The 17358-nt window shown below is 52.9% G+C and carries 17 protein-coding genes and 1 pseudogene; 14 read left to right on the top strand and 4 right to left on the bottom strand.

The genetic code is table 11. The features are described 5' to 3' along the window. Window positions 1-76: 76 nt before the first annotated feature. A complete protein-coding gene (locus tag H581_RS0103640) occupies window positions 77-1690 on the top strand; it encodes an ABC transporter substrate-binding protein (protein WP_028608837.1) in 1614 nt (537 codons plus the stop codon). Window positions 1691-1904: 214 nt separating this feature from the next. Here the strand turns inward: H581_RS0103640 and H581_RS32900 are convergent. Together H581_RS32900 and H581_RS0103630 are read right to left on the bottom strand one after the other, a co-directional pair. Next, a pseudogene (locus tag H581_RS32900) lies at window positions 1905-2150 on the bottom strand (YdeI/OmpD-associated family protein); the annotation flags it as partial. Between the two features lie 83 nt (window positions 2151-2233). Continuing rightward, window positions 2234-2749 (bottom strand): DinB family protein, encoded by a 516-nt coding sequence (locus H581_RS0103630; protein WP_028608836.1) that lies wholly within the window; start codon window positions 2747-2749, stop codon window positions 2234-2236. A gap of 294 nt (window positions 2750-3043) precedes the next feature. On the opposite strand from H581_RS0103630, the gene H581_RS0103625 reads away from it, so the two are divergent. The 11 genes from H581_RS0103625 (at window position 3044) to H581_RS0103575 (ending at window position 13706) form a co-directional block, all read left to right on the top strand. After that, window positions 3044-3808 (top strand): sugar phosphate isomerase/epimerase family protein, encoded by a 765-nt coding sequence (locus H581_RS0103625; RefSeq protein ID WP_028608835.1) that lies wholly within the window; start codon window positions 3044-3046, stop codon window positions 3806-3808. A gap of 237 nt (window positions 3809-4045) precedes the next feature. Further along, window positions 4046-5005 (top strand): alpha/beta fold hydrolase, encoded by a 960-nt coding sequence (locus H581_RS0103620; RefSeq protein ID WP_028608834.1) that lies wholly within the window; start codon window positions 4046-4048, stop codon window positions 5003-5005. Between the two features lie 119 nt (window positions 5006-5124). Continuing rightward, entirely contained in the window at window positions 5125-5547 is a 423-nt protein-coding gene (locus H581_RS0103615) for an SRPBCC family protein (RefSeq protein ID WP_028608833.1), read from the top strand. A 319-nt stretch (window positions 5548-5866) separates the two neighbouring features. Continuing rightward, window positions 5867-6715: an HAD-IIA family hydrolase gene (locus tag H581_RS0103610; protein WP_245599893.1), complete on the top strand. Its 849-nt coding sequence runs from the start codon at window positions 5867-5869 to the stop codon at window positions 6713-6715. Then, window positions 6712-7914: a sn-glycerol-1-phosphate dehydrogenase gene (locus H581_RS0103605; RefSeq protein ID WP_245599892.1), complete on the top strand. Its 1203-nt coding sequence runs from the start codon at window positions 6712-6714 to the stop codon at window positions 7912-7914. Before H581_RS0103610 ends, H581_RS0103605 begins: the two co-directional genes overlap by 4 nt. An 81-nt stretch (window positions 7915-7995) precedes the next feature. Further along, window positions 7996-8757, top strand: a complete 762-nt coding sequence (locus H581_RS0103600; protein WP_028608830.1) for a DeoR/GlpR family DNA-binding transcription regulator — start codon at window positions 7996-7998, stop codon at window positions 8755-8757. A gap of 35 nt (window positions 8758-8792) precedes the next feature. Continuing rightward, complete coding sequence (locus H581_RS0103595; protein ID WP_028608829.1) at window positions 8793-9845, top strand: ABC transporter ATP-binding protein; 1053 nt, start codon at window positions 8793-8795, stop codon at window positions 9843-9845. Next, on the top strand, window positions 9838-10716 hold the full coding sequence (locus H581_RS0103590) for a carbohydrate ABC transporter permease (RefSeq protein WP_028608828.1): 879 nt from the start codon (window positions 9838-9840) through the stop codon (window positions 10714-10716). Before H581_RS0103595 ends, H581_RS0103590 begins: the two co-directional genes overlap by 8 nt. Before the next feature lie 10 nt (window positions 10717-10726). After that, window positions 10727-11557 carry a carbohydrate ABC transporter permease gene (locus tag H581_RS0103585; protein ID WP_028608827.1) on the top strand — a complete coding sequence of 277 codons (831 nt, stop codon included), beginning with the start codon at window positions 10727-10729 and terminating at the stop codon, window positions 11555-11557. A 48-nt stretch (window positions 11558-11605) separates the two neighbouring features. Continuing rightward, window positions 11606-12925 carry an ABC transporter substrate-binding protein gene (locus H581_RS0103580; protein ID WP_028608826.1) on the top strand — a complete coding sequence of 440 codons (1320 nt, stop codon included), beginning with the start codon at window positions 11606-11608 and terminating at the stop codon, window positions 12923-12925. 19 nt (window positions 12926-12944) lie between these two features. Next, the gene (locus H581_RS0103575; protein ID WP_028608825.1) at window positions 12945-13706 is read left to right on the top strand and encodes a glycerophosphodiester phosphodiesterase family protein; all 762 of its coding nucleotides are present in this window, start codon (window positions 12945-12947) and stop codon (window positions 13704-13706) included. Window positions 13707-13864: 158 nt separating this feature from the next. Here H581_RS0103575 and H581_RS0103570 read toward each other — a convergent pair whose 3' ends face one another. Both H581_RS0103570 and H581_RS0103565 read right to left on the bottom strand, forming a co-directional pair. Continuing rightward, window positions 13865-14317, bottom strand: coding sequence for a bactofilin family protein (locus H581_RS0103570; protein WP_028608824.1), 453 nt, complete (start codon window positions 14315-14317; stop codon window positions 13865-13867). A gap of 1 nt (window position 14318) precedes the next feature. Further along, window positions 14319-15299 (bottom strand): peptidoglycan DD-metalloendopeptidase family protein, encoded by a 981-nt coding sequence (locus H581_RS0103565; RefSeq protein WP_028608823.1) that lies wholly within the window; start codon window positions 15297-15299, stop codon window positions 14319-14321. 179 nt (window positions 15300-15478) lie between these two features. Here H581_RS0103565 and H581_RS0103555 point away from each other — a divergent pair, with 179 nt between their 5' ends. Next, window positions 15479-16576, top strand: a complete 1098-nt coding sequence (locus tag H581_RS0103555; protein WP_028608821.1) for a ParM/StbA family protein — start codon at window positions 15479-15481, stop codon at window positions 16574-16576. Between the two features lie 152 nt (window positions 16577-16728). After that, the gene (locus H581_RS0103550; RefSeq protein ID WP_028608820.1) at window positions 16729-17286 is read left to right on the top strand and encodes an NUDIX hydrolase; all 558 of its coding nucleotides are present in this window, start codon (window positions 16729-16731) and stop codon (window positions 17284-17286) included. Window positions 17287-17358: the final 72 nt, after the last annotated feature.

The raw sequence follows: 17358 nt of genomic DNA, 5'->3' as shown, positions 1-17358 counted from the left end.
TGTGCCGGAGGCTGCAGGATGGCCTCTTCACATAACGGGCAATGCCCGATTTATAAAACAAAGGGGAGACGCGCAAATGTCAACATTCAAACGGATTTCATCATTGCTGGTTGCGATCATCATGGTCATTGCATTAGCCGCTTGTTCAGGCAGTAATGGAGGGAACAACGGGAATGGCGGAACCGCCTCGAATGACGGGGGCGGCAATACGGGCGGCACGAATACGGAAGGAGACGGCGCGAAGGCGGATACGTCCAAGTTCGTCAAAATCAGCTATGTCGTGCTCGGCAACAAACCGACAAACGGCCAATTCGAGGCGGTATTGGCCGAAGTAAACAAAAAAATGAAAGAAAAAATCAATGCCGAGCTGGAATGGAAATGGGTGGAATGGGCGGATTGGACGACAAAATATAACCTCCTGCTGGCTTCCGGCGAACCGGTCGATCTGATCACGATCGGTACGGACTGGCTTGACACTTGGGGCAATGCGCAGCGCGGGGCTTTCATGCCGCTTGACGAGCTGCTGCCGAAATACGCGCCTCAGACGTGGGATTCGATTGCGGAAGAGGACTGGGCGGAAAGTAAATACAAAGGCGAAATTGTCCTCATTCCGGAAAATGACTATACGCAATGGGTTAACCACGGCTTCTTCTACCGCGGCGACTGGGCGAAGGAAGCGGGCATTACCGAGCCGATCAAGGACTGGGAAGGTATCGGCGCGTACCTCCAATATGTAAAAGACAATAAACCGGATGTCGTTCCATGGGATGCCGTTGCTCAAACGAGCACGTTCGGCGGCTTCGTGCAATCGTACACCGATAACCTGGAGCTTCCGATTTCGACCGGCTACCTGCCCGTATTCACGACCAAATCGTATGATGAGAAATATACGGTCACAAGCCAGGTATTCGAAGATACGTTCATTAAATTCGCAACGATGATGAAGGATTGGGCGGACAAAGGCTACTGGCGCGAGGACGTGCTGAACAATAAGAACGACAACCGCGCTTCGCTGCGCGCTGGCCTGTCGGGTCTCGACCAGCATCATACGCAGACGTTCGGCGGCCTTCGCGTAACGATGGACAAAGACCAGCCGGGCTCCGAGCTGCAAATGTTCCCGTTTAACCGCACCGGCGGCAACAACCTGCTGGAGCTGTCCATTACGCATGGCGGAACGTCCCTCGGCGCGCACAGCAAAAATCCGGAGCGCGCCCTGATGGCTTATGATTTGATCCGCAACGACGAAGAAATTTACCATCTGATCAATTACGGCATCGAAGGCGTTCAATACGAAATCAAAGACGGCAAGCGCGTACAGCCGGAAGGCTATGACGACGCGAAACACGCCTTCTACGCCGATTTCTGGGGCGGCCGCGTCGACAAATTCGAAATTCCGAGCGCGACGACATGGGATCAGCTTGAAGAGACGCTGTATGCCGAATACGATCAAATCAAAAAATCGTATCCGTACGGCCAGTTCGTATTCGACAAAACGCCGGTTGAGGCGGAGCTTACCGCCATTTCACAGGTTTCGGGCGAGATGGGCCCGGCGATCACGTTCGGCAAAGCAGGCGATCCGGCCGCGGCGGTCGAGGAATTCCGCAGCAAGCTGAAGAAGGCGGGCTATGACAAGGTGCTTGCCGAGCTGCAGCGCCAGATGGATGAGTATAAGAAGCTGATCGAGGGCTAAATCCGGCGATCGGATTAACGGGGCTGCCCCTAAGCCATGTTTTATGGCTTAGGGGCAGTTGTTGTTTGTTTATCAACTCCTGCGGGAGCCCGATCATAGGAAGGAACGTACCTTCCTCCACGTCAGAAAGCGCGGAATTAGGTGCAGAAATGCACCATAAATAGCCGCGGTCAGCGGAACGTGCGCGGAATAAGGGTGGGCTATCTAACGCATCTTAATAATCCAGAAGGCGTCCATTATCATGCCAGAGACCGTACATTTTATTTTCTTTCGTGTTTGTTATAAATTTGTCTAATCTACTCTTAAATAATTCCGGCTGATTTTTATTGCTTTGTATCGTGTCGATCCGAACTCTTTTATAAAGAGCTGGAAACGCCAAAAAATTCTCATATACTTGCCTTTCCTCTTTTAGCGTTTGCTCTATAACCCTATCTATTTTAAAAGAATCGTGGTCCATATCTATGGAGAGTATAGGAAGAAGGCCGATTTCTCTGTTCACAGAAATATCGACCTTTTGGACGAAATGGATTGCGTTGCAAGAGATTAAATGGATTCCGAAGGTTCCTGATACCAAAAAAGCGAGTAGTCGTTCATGGTGGATGCGTGACCGAGCTGACGCAGCATTGTTGAAACATTACCCCTGTGATAGGTCCCGTGATTGACCACTTGCAGCACAATTTCCGATAAGCGTGTTTGGCGGATTCCGGCGAACGGATTGTCAAGCAGAATAGTTTGCTCCAAATCGGCTTGGCTTCGGAACCATTCACTGTATTGTTCCGCTGACTGGGCAAAGAGACTAGCGTATTCATCCACAGAGTCCAAAATGCTCTCATTTAGCGGTATGCATGCTTGCAGCGCCTCTCGCATACCAGTGCCTGTTAAAACCAGATACCACATCTTATCAACCGCATAGATATGACTAAGAGCATGGGCGATGGTGGGAAACGAGCTTTTCACTTCTTGACTCAGCACAGAGGATGGGAGTTCCTTGATTCTCCCCAGGATCGTTTGGCCCGCCCATGTGTGGTATTTAAACATTTCTACCGGATAATTCGTCATTCGTATCGTCGTCTCCTTTTGACTTGTCGCGGATTTGTTTTTGCATCTGTTGTTCATTATAAAAAAACAAGTATGACAACAGTCTGTCATACTTGTTCATAAACTTTTAGAGCAGCCTGCTTCCTTTTGTTGAGGCGTGGGTTATTTGTCGCTTACGTCCAATCTCAATCAAATGCCCGGCCTATGTTCGATAATCTGAGTAAAGCAGCGCTTTCATTTCAGGTGCTACAATAGAAGCATAACAAGCATTACTTCTACTCATGCATTGAAATTTAGAACGAAGGCGGCGGGAACATGAATATATCCAATATTGCGGCGCAGCTTTATACGCTGCGGGACTTTTGCAGGAATGAAGCGGATTTGAGACAATCCCTGGGCAAGGTGAAGAACATCGGCTATCAGGCCGTTCAGGTGTCGGGAGTAGGCCCGATTGCGCCGGAAATCATTAAAAGCGCCGCTGATGAAGCGGGACTGCGGATTTGCGCGACCCATGTAGGCTTCGAGTCCTTGGAGAATAACTTCGAGGCAGAGGTTCAGAAGCATAAGCTGTGGGATTGCAAGTACGTCGGCGTAGGCTCCTTGCCTGGGGAATACCGTACCAGCGCGGAAGGTTACGCGAGCTTCGCAAAGAAGGCATCCGAGATTGGCCGGCGCCTGAAAGAGCATGGGCTGCAGTTCATCTATCACAATCATCAGTTCGAGTTCGAGAAGTTTGACGGCAGAACCGGCATGCAGATTCTTCAGGAAGAAAGCGACTCCGATTCCTTCGGCTTTGAGCTGGATACGTATTGGGTTCATGTGGGCGGAGTAAATCCGGTTGAAATGATTCATCGCGTGAACGGGTTGATGGGCGTCGTTCATTTGAAGGACCTTGCGATCGTGGACCAGAAACAGATGTTCGCGGAAATCGGGGAAGGCAATTTGAACTTCGAGGAGATCATCGGCGCTTGCCGGAAGACGGGAGTCGAGTGGTACGTCGTCGAGCAGGACGTCTGCCAGCGCGATCCGTTCGAAAGCTTGGCGATCAGCTTCAATTACTTGAAATCATTAGCCGAATAGGATGTTGCGGTTCCGGATAGAAGCCTTACCTCACGCTGTCATGGCGGGAGTAGGGCTTCTTTTTTGAGGCTGCACAGCTTTATTTCAATAGACGCATGCTGTGGTATGCCGCTGCTTTGATTATGGTGAATAAAGGTTATTCCCATTTTATACGGCAGACTTTAAAATAAGGGGTAGCTCTTTCAGTCAATGAGCAATAAATTTGAAGCGATCAGAGTCGCTTTGGGAGGTAAACAAATGCCGTTAGTGGATATGTCGTTGGAACAATTAAAGCAGTACGAGGGGAAAAGTCCCCGTCCGTCCGACTTCGATGCGTATTGGGAGCGGGCCGTTGCAGAAATGAAAGCCGTCGATCCGCAAATCGAGCTTGTGCCTAGCGCCTTTCAGGTGCCGTATGCGGAGTGCTTCGACTTGTATTTTACCGGCGTGCGCGGAGCCCGCATTCATGCGAAATACATAAAACCAAAAAATATATCGGAGCCTCATCCGGCTGTGCTGCAGTTTCACGGTTATACGGGCCACTCGGGCAGCTGGCACGATAAGCTTGGTTATGCCGCGCTCGGCTATTCCGTCTTCTCGCTGGATTGCCGGGGACAGGGCGGGCAGTCGGAGGATACGGGCGGCGTGAAAGGAAATACGCATCACGGCCATATTATCCGGGGGCTTGACGATCATCCGGATCAATTGCTGTTCCGGCATATCTTCCTGGACACGGCCCAGCTTGCGGGAATCGCCATGCAGATGCCGGAGGTCGACCCCGATCGGGTGATGGCCATGGGAGGCTCGCAGGGCGGCGCCTTGACGATTGCCTGCGCGGCGCTTGAGCCGCGAGTGAAGAAGCTTGCGCCGGTCTTCCCGTTTCTGAGCGATTACAAACGTGTATGGCAAATGGATTTGGCCAAGGATGCCTATGCGGAGCTGCGCGCCTTCTTCCGTCACTTCGATCCTCAGCATAAACGGGAAGAGGAGATTTTCACGAAGCTGGGCTATATTGACATTCAATTTCTGGCTCCCCGCATCCGGGGCGAGGTTCTCTTCGGAACCGGCCTGATGGACACGGTTTGTCCGCCATCCTCCCAGTTTGCCGCCTATAATAAAATTACGGCTCCGAAGCGGCTGGAAATTTATCCGGACTTCGGGCATGAGGATTTGCCCGGGTTTAACGATAAGACGATGCAATTTTTCCTGCAGATATAAGAAGGCACGACCGGGAGAGCTGTAGAGGATCTGATGCTCCCGGTGGATGATTTTCTTACAAAATATGTTTATAATAACTATGAATCTATCTATGAGATATTTGAAGGAGGCAGTGTAAAATGGGAACAGATCTTTCAAGAGTAACGGTAGAAGCAACAATTCAAGCACCCGTTGAAAAAGTATGGGAGTATTGGACAGAGCCGGAGCATATTAAAAAATGGAACAGTGCTTCAGATGAGTGGCACACGCCCATTGCCGAAAATGATCTGCGTGTTGGCGGGAAGTTTCTTTCCAGAATGGAAGCAAAAGACGGCAGCTTTGGATTTGATTTTGGCGGAGTGTATGACGAAGTAAAAATGAATGAGAGTATCGCTTATACGTTAGGCGATGAAAGAAAGGTTCATATTTCTTTTGTTAGCCAAGGTAACGCGACGAAGGTAATTGAAACATTTGATCCGGAAAGTTCGAATCCGGTTGAGATGCAAAAAGGCGGATGGCAGGCGATTTTGGACAACTTCAAAAAATATGCGGAAACCAACTGAAGACTTGGTTTCCAGGCAGGACAGGGATGGTGTCGCCAAGGCATCATCTCTTTTATTTTTGATAGGGTTTTAATAGAAGAGCCGCTATTTTCCTAACGGAAGATAGCGGTCTCTTTTTGTCTTTTAACGGTGTCGGAATATGGGGTATGGCCGGTTGTCTTCACGTAATCTCAACATGAGGATGACATGGGGATGACACAACCTCTTTATATTGATAGTGAACAAAAGAAAGCATACCCAAACAAAACTGAGCATATATGAACAGAAAAGGCGGGTAAACGGTTTCAAAACTGTACGATATGGAAGGCTGTGAAGGAAATTGACGGCACGAAGCCTGGATAGCAAAGAAAGCAAAACAAGCATAGAAGGATTCATTATTGATCTGGATGGAACGGTGTACAAAGGAAAGCAAGCCATTGAGGGAGCGGTCGAGGCCATTGCCGATTTGAAGCGGCTGGGCAAGCGGACCGTGTTCTTGAGCAATAGGGGGAATATCTCGCGCAAAATGTGTCAAGCCAAGCTCAGCGGTATGGGGCTCGATGTGCCGGAAGAGGAAATTCTGCTCAGCTCCACGGTGACGGCGAATTTCTTGCGCGCTTATTACAGACACTCGCCCGTTTGGGCGCTTGGCGATGCGGGTCTTAGGGAGGAGCTGCTCGCGGCAGGCTTAACGCTGGCGAGCAAGCCGGAGTCCGCGGAATGGCTCGTCATTACGCTGCATGAAACGCTCACCTATAAGGAGCTGAATGATGCCTTTCGCGCCGTGAGAAGCGGAGCCCGGATCATCGCGACGAATGCCGATAAGACGTTTCCCGGCGATGACGGCGACTCGATCGACGTGGCGGGAATGATCGGCGCGATCGTGGCGGCGACGGGCAAGGAGGTGGAGCTGGTCATTGGCAAGCCTTCCTCCCTTATGGCCGATGCGGCGCTACAAGCCCTGCGGCTGCCGCCGGAGAGATGCCTGATTATCGGCGACAGCCTGGCTTCGGATATTCAGCTGGGCAAGAAGGCCGGGATAAGGACGGCGCTCGTATTAACCGGTTCCGTGAGCCGTGAAGAAGCGGAGGCCAGCGAATTGCGGCCGGATTGGGTATGGAACACGCTGGAGGATGTCGTGCAGCTGCACACAGGCGCAGAAGATATCGAAACGGAGGCGGGGGAATGACAGGAATGGCAACGGTAGAAGACCGTATCAAGCAAGCGGCAGGGAAGCTCGATGAGCGGGCGCTTGAACGGATAGCCATGGACCGGATCGCGATTCGGCCGGGGGCAATCGATGAAATACCGGCTTACCTCGAGCGGAAGGGATACCGCAGAGTTGCTGTAGCGGCAGATGCGATAACGTACGAGGCGGCGGGAAAAAGGCTGCAAGCCGCGCTGGAAAACGCCGGAGCCGCCGTGCATGTCACGAGGTTGAAGCCGAATGCCGCAGGCGACGTCATAGCCGACGAGGCCTCGCTCATTCAGCTTATTCTGGACCTTCAGAAGCATGCCTCGGAGGCGGTTATCGCGGTAGGCGGAGGCACGATTCATGATATTGCCCGGTTCTCTGCTTATACGGCCGGCCTTCCGTTTATATCCGTACCGACGGCGCCCTCCGTTGACGGCTTTAATTCGAAGGGAGCACCGATCATTGTTCGGGGGGAGAAAAAAACGATTCTCTCGATCGGGCCGGATGCGGTCTTCGCGGATTTGGATGTGCTGATGCAGGCGCCCCCCGGGCTGGCGGCTGCCGGGTTCGGTGATATGCTCGGCAAGTATACGTCGCTGTTCGACTGGAAGTTTGGTTTCTTGACTGCCGGTGAGCCCTATATGCAGGCCGCTGAGGACGTGACGAGATCCGCCCTTCAGCGGTGCGTCGATCATGCCGGGCTTATTGCCGGCGGAGAGGAAGAAGGGATTCACACGCTGACCAGCTCCTTGATCGAGTCCGGGCTTGCGATGCTGCTGTTCGGACAATCGCACCCGGCATCCGGCGCGGAGCATCATTTGTCGCATTACTGGGAGATGGAGTATATCCGTCTCGGCCGGAGGCAGCTGCTTCATGGCGCGAAGGTAGGCGCAGCCTGCATCGAAATCAGCAGGCTTTATCATCGGCTTGCCAATGAGGATTTCGGCGTGCGGAACGGGGCCAGGCCGCAGGTCGCCGCGAATTGGGAGGCCGTCACGCGGGAGATCGGGCGGATTCCTTCCGAGGAGGAGCTCCGGGAGCTGCTTCGGACCGTCGGAGGACCATTGTCGGCAGCGGAGCTTGGCGTTGACGGGGAGCTGCTGGAGCGAAGCCTGCGCGAGGCGCATCTCATTCGGCCGGAGCGCAGAACGCTGCTGCATGCCCGCAATGAAATGATAGACGGCTTCCTATAATCGGAGTTGAACGGAATCGAGCAGATATGAAAAAAATAACAAGCAAAATTGTGCGATTTTGCGTGAATGGAGTGAATGCTTTTGCTACCAGCCGAAAGAAAGCGCCGGATCATGGATTATGTCAGGCAGCATCATACAGCTTCGATCAGCGTGCTTGCCCGGGAATTTCATGTGCATGAAGCGACGATCCGGCGGGACCTGTCAGAGATCGAGCAGGAAGGCATATTGAAGAGAACGCATGGCGGCGTCATTGTAGAGGCGTGGACGAACGACGAGCCCCCTTTCAACGAAAGGTCAAGTCAGAACCTGGATCAGAAAATGAGAATCGGGAGAATGGCTGCCAGCCTGGTGGAAGACGGGGACCATATCATTATAGACTCCGGCACGACGACGCTTCACATCGCCAAAAATTTGGTGCACCGCTCCAATATTACCGTTGTCACGAACGACATCAACGTCGCGGCGGAGCTGCGGGATGCGCCGAAGGTGAAGGTCATCCTGACGGGAGGGGAGCTGTATCCTTCCAGCTATATGTTAAACGGCATGCTGACGGATCACGCGCTGAAGTCGCTGCATGTCATCAAAGCCTTTATCGGAACGCCTGCCCTGCATCCCCAGCATGGCCTGATGCATCCGGAAGCGCAGCTCGTGCCGGCGAAGCAGGGCATGATCCGGGCGGCGCGCGAGATTATCGTCGTCACGGACGACCGGAAAATCGGGAAGCTTTCCCTGCATACGGTAGCGCCCAACAGCGACATTCATACGCTTATAACCGGCAGCGAAGCGGCGGAAGAGCTGTTGAAGCCGTTCCGGGACAGCGGCATCACGGTTTATACGGTATAGCGGCGCGTCAATCTGCACTAGAGGAGGAACAGCACATGGCATCCATCGAATTCGTGCGTGTGACGAAATCATTCGATAAACAAGAGGTCATTAAAGATTTGGATTTGAAAATCGAAGACGGCAAATTTACGGTTCTTGTCGGCCCGTCCGGCTGCGGGAAAACGACGCTGCTCCGCATGATTGCCGGGCTGGATCCCCAAACCTCGGGCTCCGTGCTGATAAACGGCAAGGATGTATCGCGAATTGCGCCCGGCCAGCGGGGAGTCGCGATGGTGTTCCAGAACTATGCGATCTATCCGACGATGTCGGTCAGGGAGAACATCGAGTTCGGCTTGAAAAACAACAAGGTAGGCAAGGCAGAGAGGACCGAGCTGGTGGAGAGCATCAGCAGGGCGGTCGGGCTCTACGACTATCTTGACCGGAAGCCGTCTACGTTATCCGGCGGCCAACGGCAGCGCGTCGCATTGGCCAGGGCAATGGTGAAGAAGCCGTCCGTCTTCCTGATGGATGAGCCGCTGTCCAACCTGGACGCCAAGCTTAGAGTGCAAATGCGCATTGAATTGATTGAGCTTCACAAGAAGCTTGGCACCACCTTTGTCTATGTGACTCACGACCAGGTGGAGGCGATGTCGATGGCCGATACGATCGTGCTCATGAACAAAGGGGTCATTCAACAGGAGGCTCCGCCCGACCGGATGTACCGGCAGCCCAGCAACTGCTTCACAGCCCAGTTCATCGGCGTGCCTCCGATGAATATCGCCGAGCTCGGTGCGAACGGAGTCAAATACGGTTTTCGTCCGGAGAGCGCCAACCTGTCGGCCGAACCGGGAGACGAGCTTTTCTCCTTACGGGGCAGGATCGCGACGCGCGAGATGCTGGGCTCGGAGACGATCTATCAGGTCAGAAGCGGCAGCGGTGCTTTTATGATCAAATGCAGGGAGGATTTATTCGCGGTCGATCAAGAGGCGTATGTCGGCGTTCCTGCGGATAAGCTGAATTTCTTTGGTCCGGACGAGCGCCGAATCGAAGCGCGGGACAGCTCCTACCGTGATTATCTCGAGGCGCTGAGAGGTCAACGCCATGGATAAAAAAAGACTGGGAGAGCTGTTTCGTCCCTATTTGATGATTGCTCCCGCGATGGCCGGCATATGCCTGTTTGTCTTATACCCGATTATTTTTCTGGGCTATCTGAGCTTATACGATTATAACCTGATGAACAAAGCGAAGAGCAAATTTATCGGCTTTGAGAATTTCGCGGAAATCTTCTCGCGTGGGGATTTCTATAAGTCGCTGTCGAACACGGTCATCTATACGGCCGGCGTTGTTGTGCTGACGCTGCTGCTGTCGCTCGTAATCGCGGTCTGGTTAAGCAAGAAGAGCAAGTTTAACGTGTTCGTGCAGGCCGGTATTTTCACCCCGCATGTCGTGTCGATCGTATCGATCGCGCTCGTATGGCTGTGGATGATGGAACCGAATCTGGGCTTCCTCAACTATGTGCTGAAGGCGCTCGGCCTGCCGCCCTCCCAGTGGCTGCAAAGCTCGGAATCGGCGCTCATGTCGGTCATTCTCGTCTCGGTCTGGCAGGGCATCGGATATTACGTGCTTATCATTGTTGCGGCGCTTCAGAGCATATCGCCAAGCATTTATGAAGCGGCGGCCTTGGACAACGCAAGCAAACTGAAGGTGTTCTGGAAAATTACGCTGCCGATGATATCGCCTCAGCTGTTCTTCATCCTCGTCATCATGACGATCGGCTCGTTCAAGGTATTCGATACGGTGAAGGTGATGACGGGAGGCGGACCGAATAACGCGACGAACACGCTGGTTTACTACATTTTCGAGAATCGGACGACAAATATCGGCTATGCGTCGGCTACGGGCGTCGTGCTGATGATGATCATCGCGCTGCTGACCTTCGTCTATTTCAGGCTGCTGTCGAGAAGGGTTCACTATCAATAAGGAGGCCAATATGTCCAAAGCATTTCAATACACGGGGTTGACATTGAGCTATCTATTGAAGACGGCCATTCTCATTATATTTGTATTCCCGTTCTTGTGGATGATTTCAACCTCTCTGCAGACGTACCGCGAGACGCTGTCGTATCCGCCGACGCTCATTCCGGCTCTGCCGCAATGGATCAACTTTGTCGACGCGATGAGTGCGGGTCCGTTCCCGACCTATGCCAAAAACTCGATTACGATCACGCTCTCGATTATCGCAATCCAGCTGCTTGTCATGATTCCTGCGGCGTATGCCTTCGCCAAGTATCGGTTTGCGGGCAAAAACGTGCTGTTCAGCCTGGTGCTGCTGGCATTTATGATACCGGGCCAGGTGACGTTCATTCCCGTCTACCTGATGATGGCGGACTGGGGCATCGCGAAGACGCTGCTGCCGCAGATTATTCCGTTCATGTCGAACGCATTCGGAATATTCCTGCTGCGCCAATATTTTATGCAAATTCCGGAGGAAATCGTGGAAGCGGCAAGGCTGGACAATGCCAGCGAATTCACCATCATGCGGAAGATCATGGTTCCGATGTCCATGCCGGCGCTCGCGACGATTGCGTTGTTCAGCTTCGTGAGCCACTGGAACGATTATTTCTGGCCGCTGATCATGACCGATTCCGCCGCGATCCGTCCGCTCACGCTCGGCATCGCGATGCTGAGGGAGACGGAGGGCATCAGCAACTGGCATATCATCATGGCCGGCAACGTCGTGCTGGTTATCCCGATTCTCGTCGTCTATCTGTTCTGCTCGAAGCAAATCGTAAAAGCATTTGTCTATTCAGGGATTAAATAAAGGTTTAATTCCTTTCAAATAAAATGAAAAAAAACGGAGGGTTTTGAAATGAAAAAGAAGCTTACGATGTTTTTAATGCTGACATTATTGATTGGGCTGCTGGCTGCATGCGGTAATTCGAATACCGGATCAACAGGCAACAACACGAGTGAGACGGATGCGGCATCGAATCAACCGTCAGCGCCGGCAGAGAAGGTCACGCTGCAATTCTGGCATTCGATGGGCGGCACGAACGGCGAACGTATCGATGCGATGATTAAGCGTTTTAACGAATCCCATGAAAATATTGAAGTCATCGGCACTTTCCAAGGCGGCTACGACGATACGGTGACAAAACTGCAGCAGGCGGTCGCTTCCGGCTCCGCTCCCGATGTCAGCATGCTGGAGCGCGCTTATGTAGAGATGTTCGCGGATTCCGAGGTGCTGGAGGATATGAAGCCGTATCTTGAACAATCGGGAATAAGCGAGGACGAGTTCACGGAAGGCCTGATGGGACATTCGTACTTCAACGATCAATTGGTATCCCTGCCCTTAAACCGTTCGACGCCGATCCTGCACGTGAACAAAACGCTGCTTGACGAGATGGGACTGACGATTCCTAAGACTTGGGAAGAGCTGGAGCAGACCGCCAATGCGCTGGTCGTCAAAGAGAACGGCGAGATTACGCGTTACGGTTTTTCCATGCCCTATGACACCTGGTATCCGATCGCGATGATCAGTCAGGCCGAAGGAAAATTCTTCAACGAAGACAGAACCTCTATCGGATTCTATGATAACGGCGTAGGGCTCAAGGTATTCAGTCAGCTGAAAAAGCTGCAGGAAACCGGCGCTTTATATTACCCGCCGGCTACGGACTCCGGCAATATCGTTAACGGGATGTTCAAAGAAGGAAAGGTCGCCATGATTTATCAGTCCACAGGCTCCATCGGCGGATTGACGGAAGCGGTAGACTTTGATTACGCAACGGCGTTCCTTCCGCAGGATAAGGTGTATGCGAATCCGACCGGAGGCGCTAACGTCGCCATGCTGGCTGCCTCCAAGAACAAAGAAGCGGCTTGGGAGTTCATCCGCTGGATGGAGACGGATCCTCAGGGCGCGCTTCCGTTCATTCTGGAATCCGGCTACCTGCCGTTCACGAAATCAATGGTAGAATCGCAGGAAATCAAAGACCTGTGGGCGAAGGAGCCTAACCGCAAAGTCGCATACGACCAGCTGCAATATGCGGTCGATACGAATAATGACGTCACTTGGCCGGAGGTTATGCATGAGTTCTTCTCCGCGATCGAAGCGATCATGTACGACAGCAAGGATATCCAGGCTACGCTGGACACCTTCAAGAAGGAAGCGGAACGCATTCTAGCCGACTAGGCGGGAGGAGATAAAGGATATGATTGAACGGCTGGAGGACAATCCGGCTATTATCGTAGCTGGACACAGAGGTTATAAATCCGAATATCCGGAGAATACGCTGCTTTCCTTCCGGCAGGCGCTGAATGCAGGCGTGGATATGATCGAATTCGATCTTCGCTTATCGAAGGACCGGGTTCTGATGGTCATTCATGACGAGACCGTGGACCGTACGACCGACGGATCAGGCAGGGTCGGCGATTTTACGAAGGATGAACTGAAAAGGCTGGATGCGGGAGGCTGGCTCGCCCCCGAGTTCGAGGGCTTGAAGATCCCGACCTTCGCTGAGCTTTGCGCGCTCCTTGCGGCATATCCCGACGTTCTTCTGAACGTGGAAGTGAAGAGAAGCCCGGATGCGAAGGAAGCCGCCGATCAAGCTGTCAGCCTCCTTGCGGAGCACGGCTATTTGTCCAGATGCGTGTTCACCTGCTTCGACGCAGCCATCATCGCCTATCTGCATGATGTTCACGGCGTTAAGACGCAGGGCTTCATGGGAGAGGCGATGTCGAACTTCGAGAGCGGAGAAGACGGGACCTATTCGAAGATGTGGGCGATCGGCGTCGAGATGTCGCTGCTTACGCCGCAGGTTGTGAAGAAGTACCGGGAAATGGGGCTGCAGGTTTGGTCCTACTGCCCCGACGACCGGCAGCAGGTCCTTTATTCGCTCGGCTGCGGGGCGACGCTGATGACCTGCAACGATCCGGCGCCCGCGATGGAAGTTCGGAAGAAAATGCAATCATAAACGTGAGGGTTAGTTGACGACATTCTGCGGCGTTTTGTGCATAAAGCAAGCAGGGAATGCCAAACGATTAATTCCGATAAAGACACCAAGAACCCCTGAGCCATAAGGCTCAGGGGTTCTTGATCTGCCTGTTACCAGGCTTTCAGAGATGATGCCTGTTACCAGGCTTTCAGAGATGAGCTGTCTGTCACGGCCGAAACGGCGGCGGATTCCTCAGCGGCTTCGGCGGCTGGGGCTTTGGCTGAAGCGGCCGCCTGCTCTTTGACCGCCATATGGCTGTTTCCTTGGAATACGCCGCCTGACTCTATAATGAGACTTTGCGCGGACAGGTTGCCGATTAGGATACCGGTAGGGCGGATCGTCAGTTTGCCTTGAATTTCCGCATTTCCGGTCAGCCTGCCTGCCAGAATGAGGTCACGGGAAGCAATATTCGATTGGGCGGAGCCGTTCTCTCCGATAATGACATCTCCGCCGGACTCGATGTCGCCAATGATTTGTCCTTCGATGCGGATGCTGGCTTCGGACTTGATTCTGCCTTCGAAAATCGTGCCCTCGCCGATCAGCGTATCGGTGGTATCAGGGTTGATCGCGGTGGTTTTGCGTTTAAACATGTCACGGTTCCTCTCTATCTGCTTTTATGTAAGGAATGGGATTCACGTGCCCGCCGTTAACGATGACCTCGTAATGGAGATGCGGCCCGGTGCTTCTGCCCGTACTCCCCATTTCGCCGATCAGCTGGCCCTTCGTTACCTTATCGCCGACGTCCGCTAATCGTTTGCTCAGGTGGGAATAGCGCGTGCGGATGCCCCGTCCATGATTAATCATGACGTTATTTCCGAGCGTGCCGTCCTTCTCCGATAGGATGATGACGCCCTCGGCGGCGGCATAGACCGGGTCTCCGGTACGTCCCCCGATATCGACGCCGTTGTGGTAAGTGGCCCTTCCGGTAAAAGGATCCTGTCGAATGCCGAACAAGGAGGTCACTTTCCGGGAGTCGGCAGGCCAGATTGTCGGAGTGACGTTCAGCATTTTCTGATAATCAAGGACGGCTTGCTTGGTTTCCTCCAGGTTGGGCTTCATGGCCTCCAGCCGTTCGCCGATGCTCGAATACTGCTTCATAGCTTCGGAAGCAAGGGAGTCCGATGCGCCATCGGGAAGCGGGAGCTCCTGACCGCCTTGTCCGCCCTCCTCGACAACGATTTTGGAGGAGGAGGCCGGGGAAGAGTCGGGATTAATTCCGACGATCTGCTTTAATTCAGCTTCCAGCTCATTGATTTCGGCCATCTTCCGCTCCATCGTCTCGGCCTGCTCCGATAATTGAACAAGATCGGTCTGCAGATCGGCGATGCTTCCCTCTTTCTCGGTCAGCTGCTGTTCATACTTGGCCGCGGAAGCCGACAGCTGGGCCTGCAAATCGTTATTGAAGCTGGAATGCTTGGAATATAGCGAGAAAAAAACAATAGCGCTGACAGCCAAAAGGGCAATAATAGCAGGTACTACTATCAGGATCATAATAGGCAACCGAAATTGCTGGACGGATTGGTTCGCATCCGGAATAACGACGAATGTGAACGTCTTGGACATCCATTTCATGACGTTCCTCCTAAATATAACAAAACTCATCGGATTGCATATTCGACATATAAACTCAAAATTCCTTCTTATTCGCAAATTAATGGAAATAAAGAAGAAATTAAAAGAGGATATTGTCAAAATAAGTCGAAATCATAAGCCTGAAGAACACTATTCGGAAACCGATATGGAGGTAGATGATGATTAGGCTTGCTGGAATTGATATTGGAAACGACAGCGTCAAATTGGTTATGGGCGGGGGGCATGAGCCCATCATCATTCCGAGCGTCGTTTCGCCCGGTTATGAACGGCATGTTCTGCAAGAGGAGGATTCCCCTCTTAAAGCGTTGGACGTCATGGTATACAGTCCCAAACTGAAGAAAAGAAACCAGCGATATTTTATCGGCATGCTGGCCTCGGAGGATCAGGATAACGTGGAGCTGGAAGAGACGGACAACAAAGCGACCAGCGACCAGTCGCTTATTGTCGCTCTGACGGCGCTTGCTTACGCGAGTATTGCCGGTTCAGCCGCACAGGCGCAGCAGCCGGGCCAGACACGGGATGAAGCGGAATACGTGATCGGCACAGGCCTGCCCGTTCGGACCTATGCCCGCTACCATCAGCAATTCGAGGAGCGCCTCGTCGGCGAGCATGAGGTGACGTTCCTGTCCACGCCGAAGCTGAAGGGCCGGACGGTTCGGCTCCTCATTCGTAAAGCGATTATTTCGATTGAAGGGGCCGCGGCTCTGTTCAACATGGCCACTCACGACAATTTGCAGGTGCGTGACGAGGAACTGTATAACGGCTGCATCGGGGTTTGCGAGATGGGCGCTCTTACGACCGATTTTCCCGTCATCAAAAGAATGAGCATCGATAACCAATTCAGCACCGGCGAGCAGCTTGGGTTGGCATCTTATCTGGATGCGATTATTCGCGACGTAGAGGATCAGCACGGCTATCGCTTTGCCAGCCGGACGAAGCTGGTTCAGCGCATCCGAAAAGGCGCCTATACCATTCAGCGTCCCGGCGAAGGTAAAGCGGATATTCGGTCCATCGTAGATAACTATTTCGGCCGGGCGGCGCAGAAGATCGTGGATCTTATCCGCAAACGCTGGAAGAAGTATCCCGATATTGAGTGCTTCTACGTACTCGGAGGCGGCGCCGCCGCGCTCAAGCCGTACATACACGAAGCCGCGGAAGGCATGCGTCTGCGTTTTGTCGAAGACAGCGAGCTTCAGAACGTCTACGGCTACCTCAAGCTGGCCAGAAACAAAATGAATCAGGCGGAAGTCGTATAAGAAACGCAGCAAACCCCCTGGCTTGAATTAACCCGGGGGTTTGCTGCGCAATGCCGTTATAACAGTAAATCCAGCCATTCCTCTCGGGTGACGGGACCGAATATAATAGGGCAGTTTGGGAATACAAAAGCTTATAGTTGAGGTGAGCATAGATGGAAGTGAATTTTTGCATGACATGCGGTCATAAATTGGAAACCCGGGATATCGACGGAACGATGAGAAGGGCTTGTACCAGCTGCAGCTTTGTCCATTGGGGCAGCTACAGCATAGGCGTTGGAGCGTTGGTACGGAAGGAAGATCGGATACTGCTCGTCCGAAGAGCACAAGAACCCGGCAAAGGCTACTGGACGAATCCAGGCGGTTATATCGAGCAGCAGGAGCCGATTCAGGAAACGATTGAGCGGGAGGTGCTGGAAGAGTGCGGAGTGAAAGCGGTCGTCAAGAGCGTCGCAGCGCTGCGCGACCAGCCGAGGACCATTCATAATGTCTATATCGCTTTCGAAATGGAATACGCCGGCGGCGAACCGGCGCCAGATAACGTGGAGGTGGATGCGGCCGGATTTTTCAGCCTGCGGGAGCTGGAGACGATGAACGTGGCTCCGTTTACGAAATGGCTTGTGGACGTAGCCTTTCACGGAGAGGCGCAAGGCTTGAAGTTGGACGAGAATCCGGTGATTCCGCTCAGCGGCTACGGATTGTTTCGCGTTTAATAGGTGCTAGGCCTTCCGGCGGAGGGCTATTTTTTTGCGAAATAAGTCTTTTGTCTTATTGAAAGTTTGTGG

The organism is Paenibacillus harenae DSM 16969, assembly GCF_000422465.1.
Lineage (GTDB): Bacteria > Bacillota > Bacilli > Paenibacillales > Paenibacillaceae > Pristimantibacillus > Pristimantibacillus harenae.
The sequence above is the reverse complement of the archived record's forward strand: the minus strand, read 5'-3'. Positions and strand labels throughout refer to the sequence as shown.

Excerpts from the sequence above, each read along its gene's own strand:
- H581_RS0103605 (WP_245599892.1), top strand. The coding sequence starts at position 6,712 with ATGACAGGAATGGCAACGGTAGAAGACCGTATCAAGCAAGCGGCAGGG.
- H581_RS0103625 (WP_028608835.1), top strand. The coding sequence starts at position 3,044 with ATGAATATATCCAATATTGCGGCGCAGCTTTATACGCTGCGGGACTTT.
- H581_RS0103580 (WP_028608826.1), top strand. The coding sequence starts at position 11,606 with ATGAAAAAGAAGCTTACGATGTTTTTAATGCTGACATTATTGATTGGG.
- H581_RS0103630 (WP_028608836.1), bottom strand. The coding sequence starts at position 2,749 with ATGACGAATTATCCGGTAGAAATGTTTAAATACCACACATGGGCGGGC.
- H581_RS0103595 (WP_028608829.1), top strand. The coding sequence starts at position 8,793 with ATGGCATCCATCGAATTCGTGCGTGTGACGAAATCATTCGATAAACAA.
- H581_RS0103575 (WP_028608825.1), top strand. The coding sequence starts at position 12,945 with ATGATTGAACGGCTGGAGGACAATCCGGCTATTATCGTAGCTGGACAC.
- H581_RS0103615 (WP_028608833.1), top strand. The coding sequence starts at position 5,125 with ATGGGAACAGATCTTTCAAGAGTAACGGTAGAAGCAACAATTCAAGCA.
- H581_RS0103640 (WP_028608837.1), top strand. The coding sequence starts at position 77 with ATGTCAACATTCAAACGGATTTCATCATTGCTGGTTGCGATCATCATG.
- H581_RS0103550 (WP_028608820.1), top strand. The coding sequence starts at position 16,729 with ATGGAAGTGAATTTTTGCATGACATGCGGTCATAAATTGGAAACCCGG.
- H581_RS0103590 (WP_028608828.1), top strand. The coding sequence starts at position 9,838 with ATGGATAAAAAAAGACTGGGAGAGCTGTTTCGTCCCTATTTGATGATT.
- H581_RS0103565 (WP_028608823.1), bottom strand. The coding sequence starts at position 15,299 with ATGAAATGGATGTCCAAGACGTTCACATTCGTCGTTATTCCGGATGCG.
- H581_RS0103620 (WP_028608834.1), top strand. The coding sequence starts at position 4,046 with ATGCCGTTAGTGGATATGTCGTTGGAACAATTAAAGCAGTACGAGGGG.
- H581_RS0103585 (WP_028608827.1), top strand. The coding sequence starts at position 10,727 with ATGTCCAAAGCATTTCAATACACGGGGTTGACATTGAGCTATCTATTG.
- H581_RS0103570 (WP_028608824.1), bottom strand. The coding sequence starts at position 14,317 with ATGTTTAAACGCAAAACCACCGCGATCAACCCTGATACCACCGATACG.
- H581_RS0103555 (WP_028608821.1), top strand. The coding sequence starts at position 15,479 with ATGATTAGGCTTGCTGGAATTGATATTGGAAACGACAGCGTCAAATTG.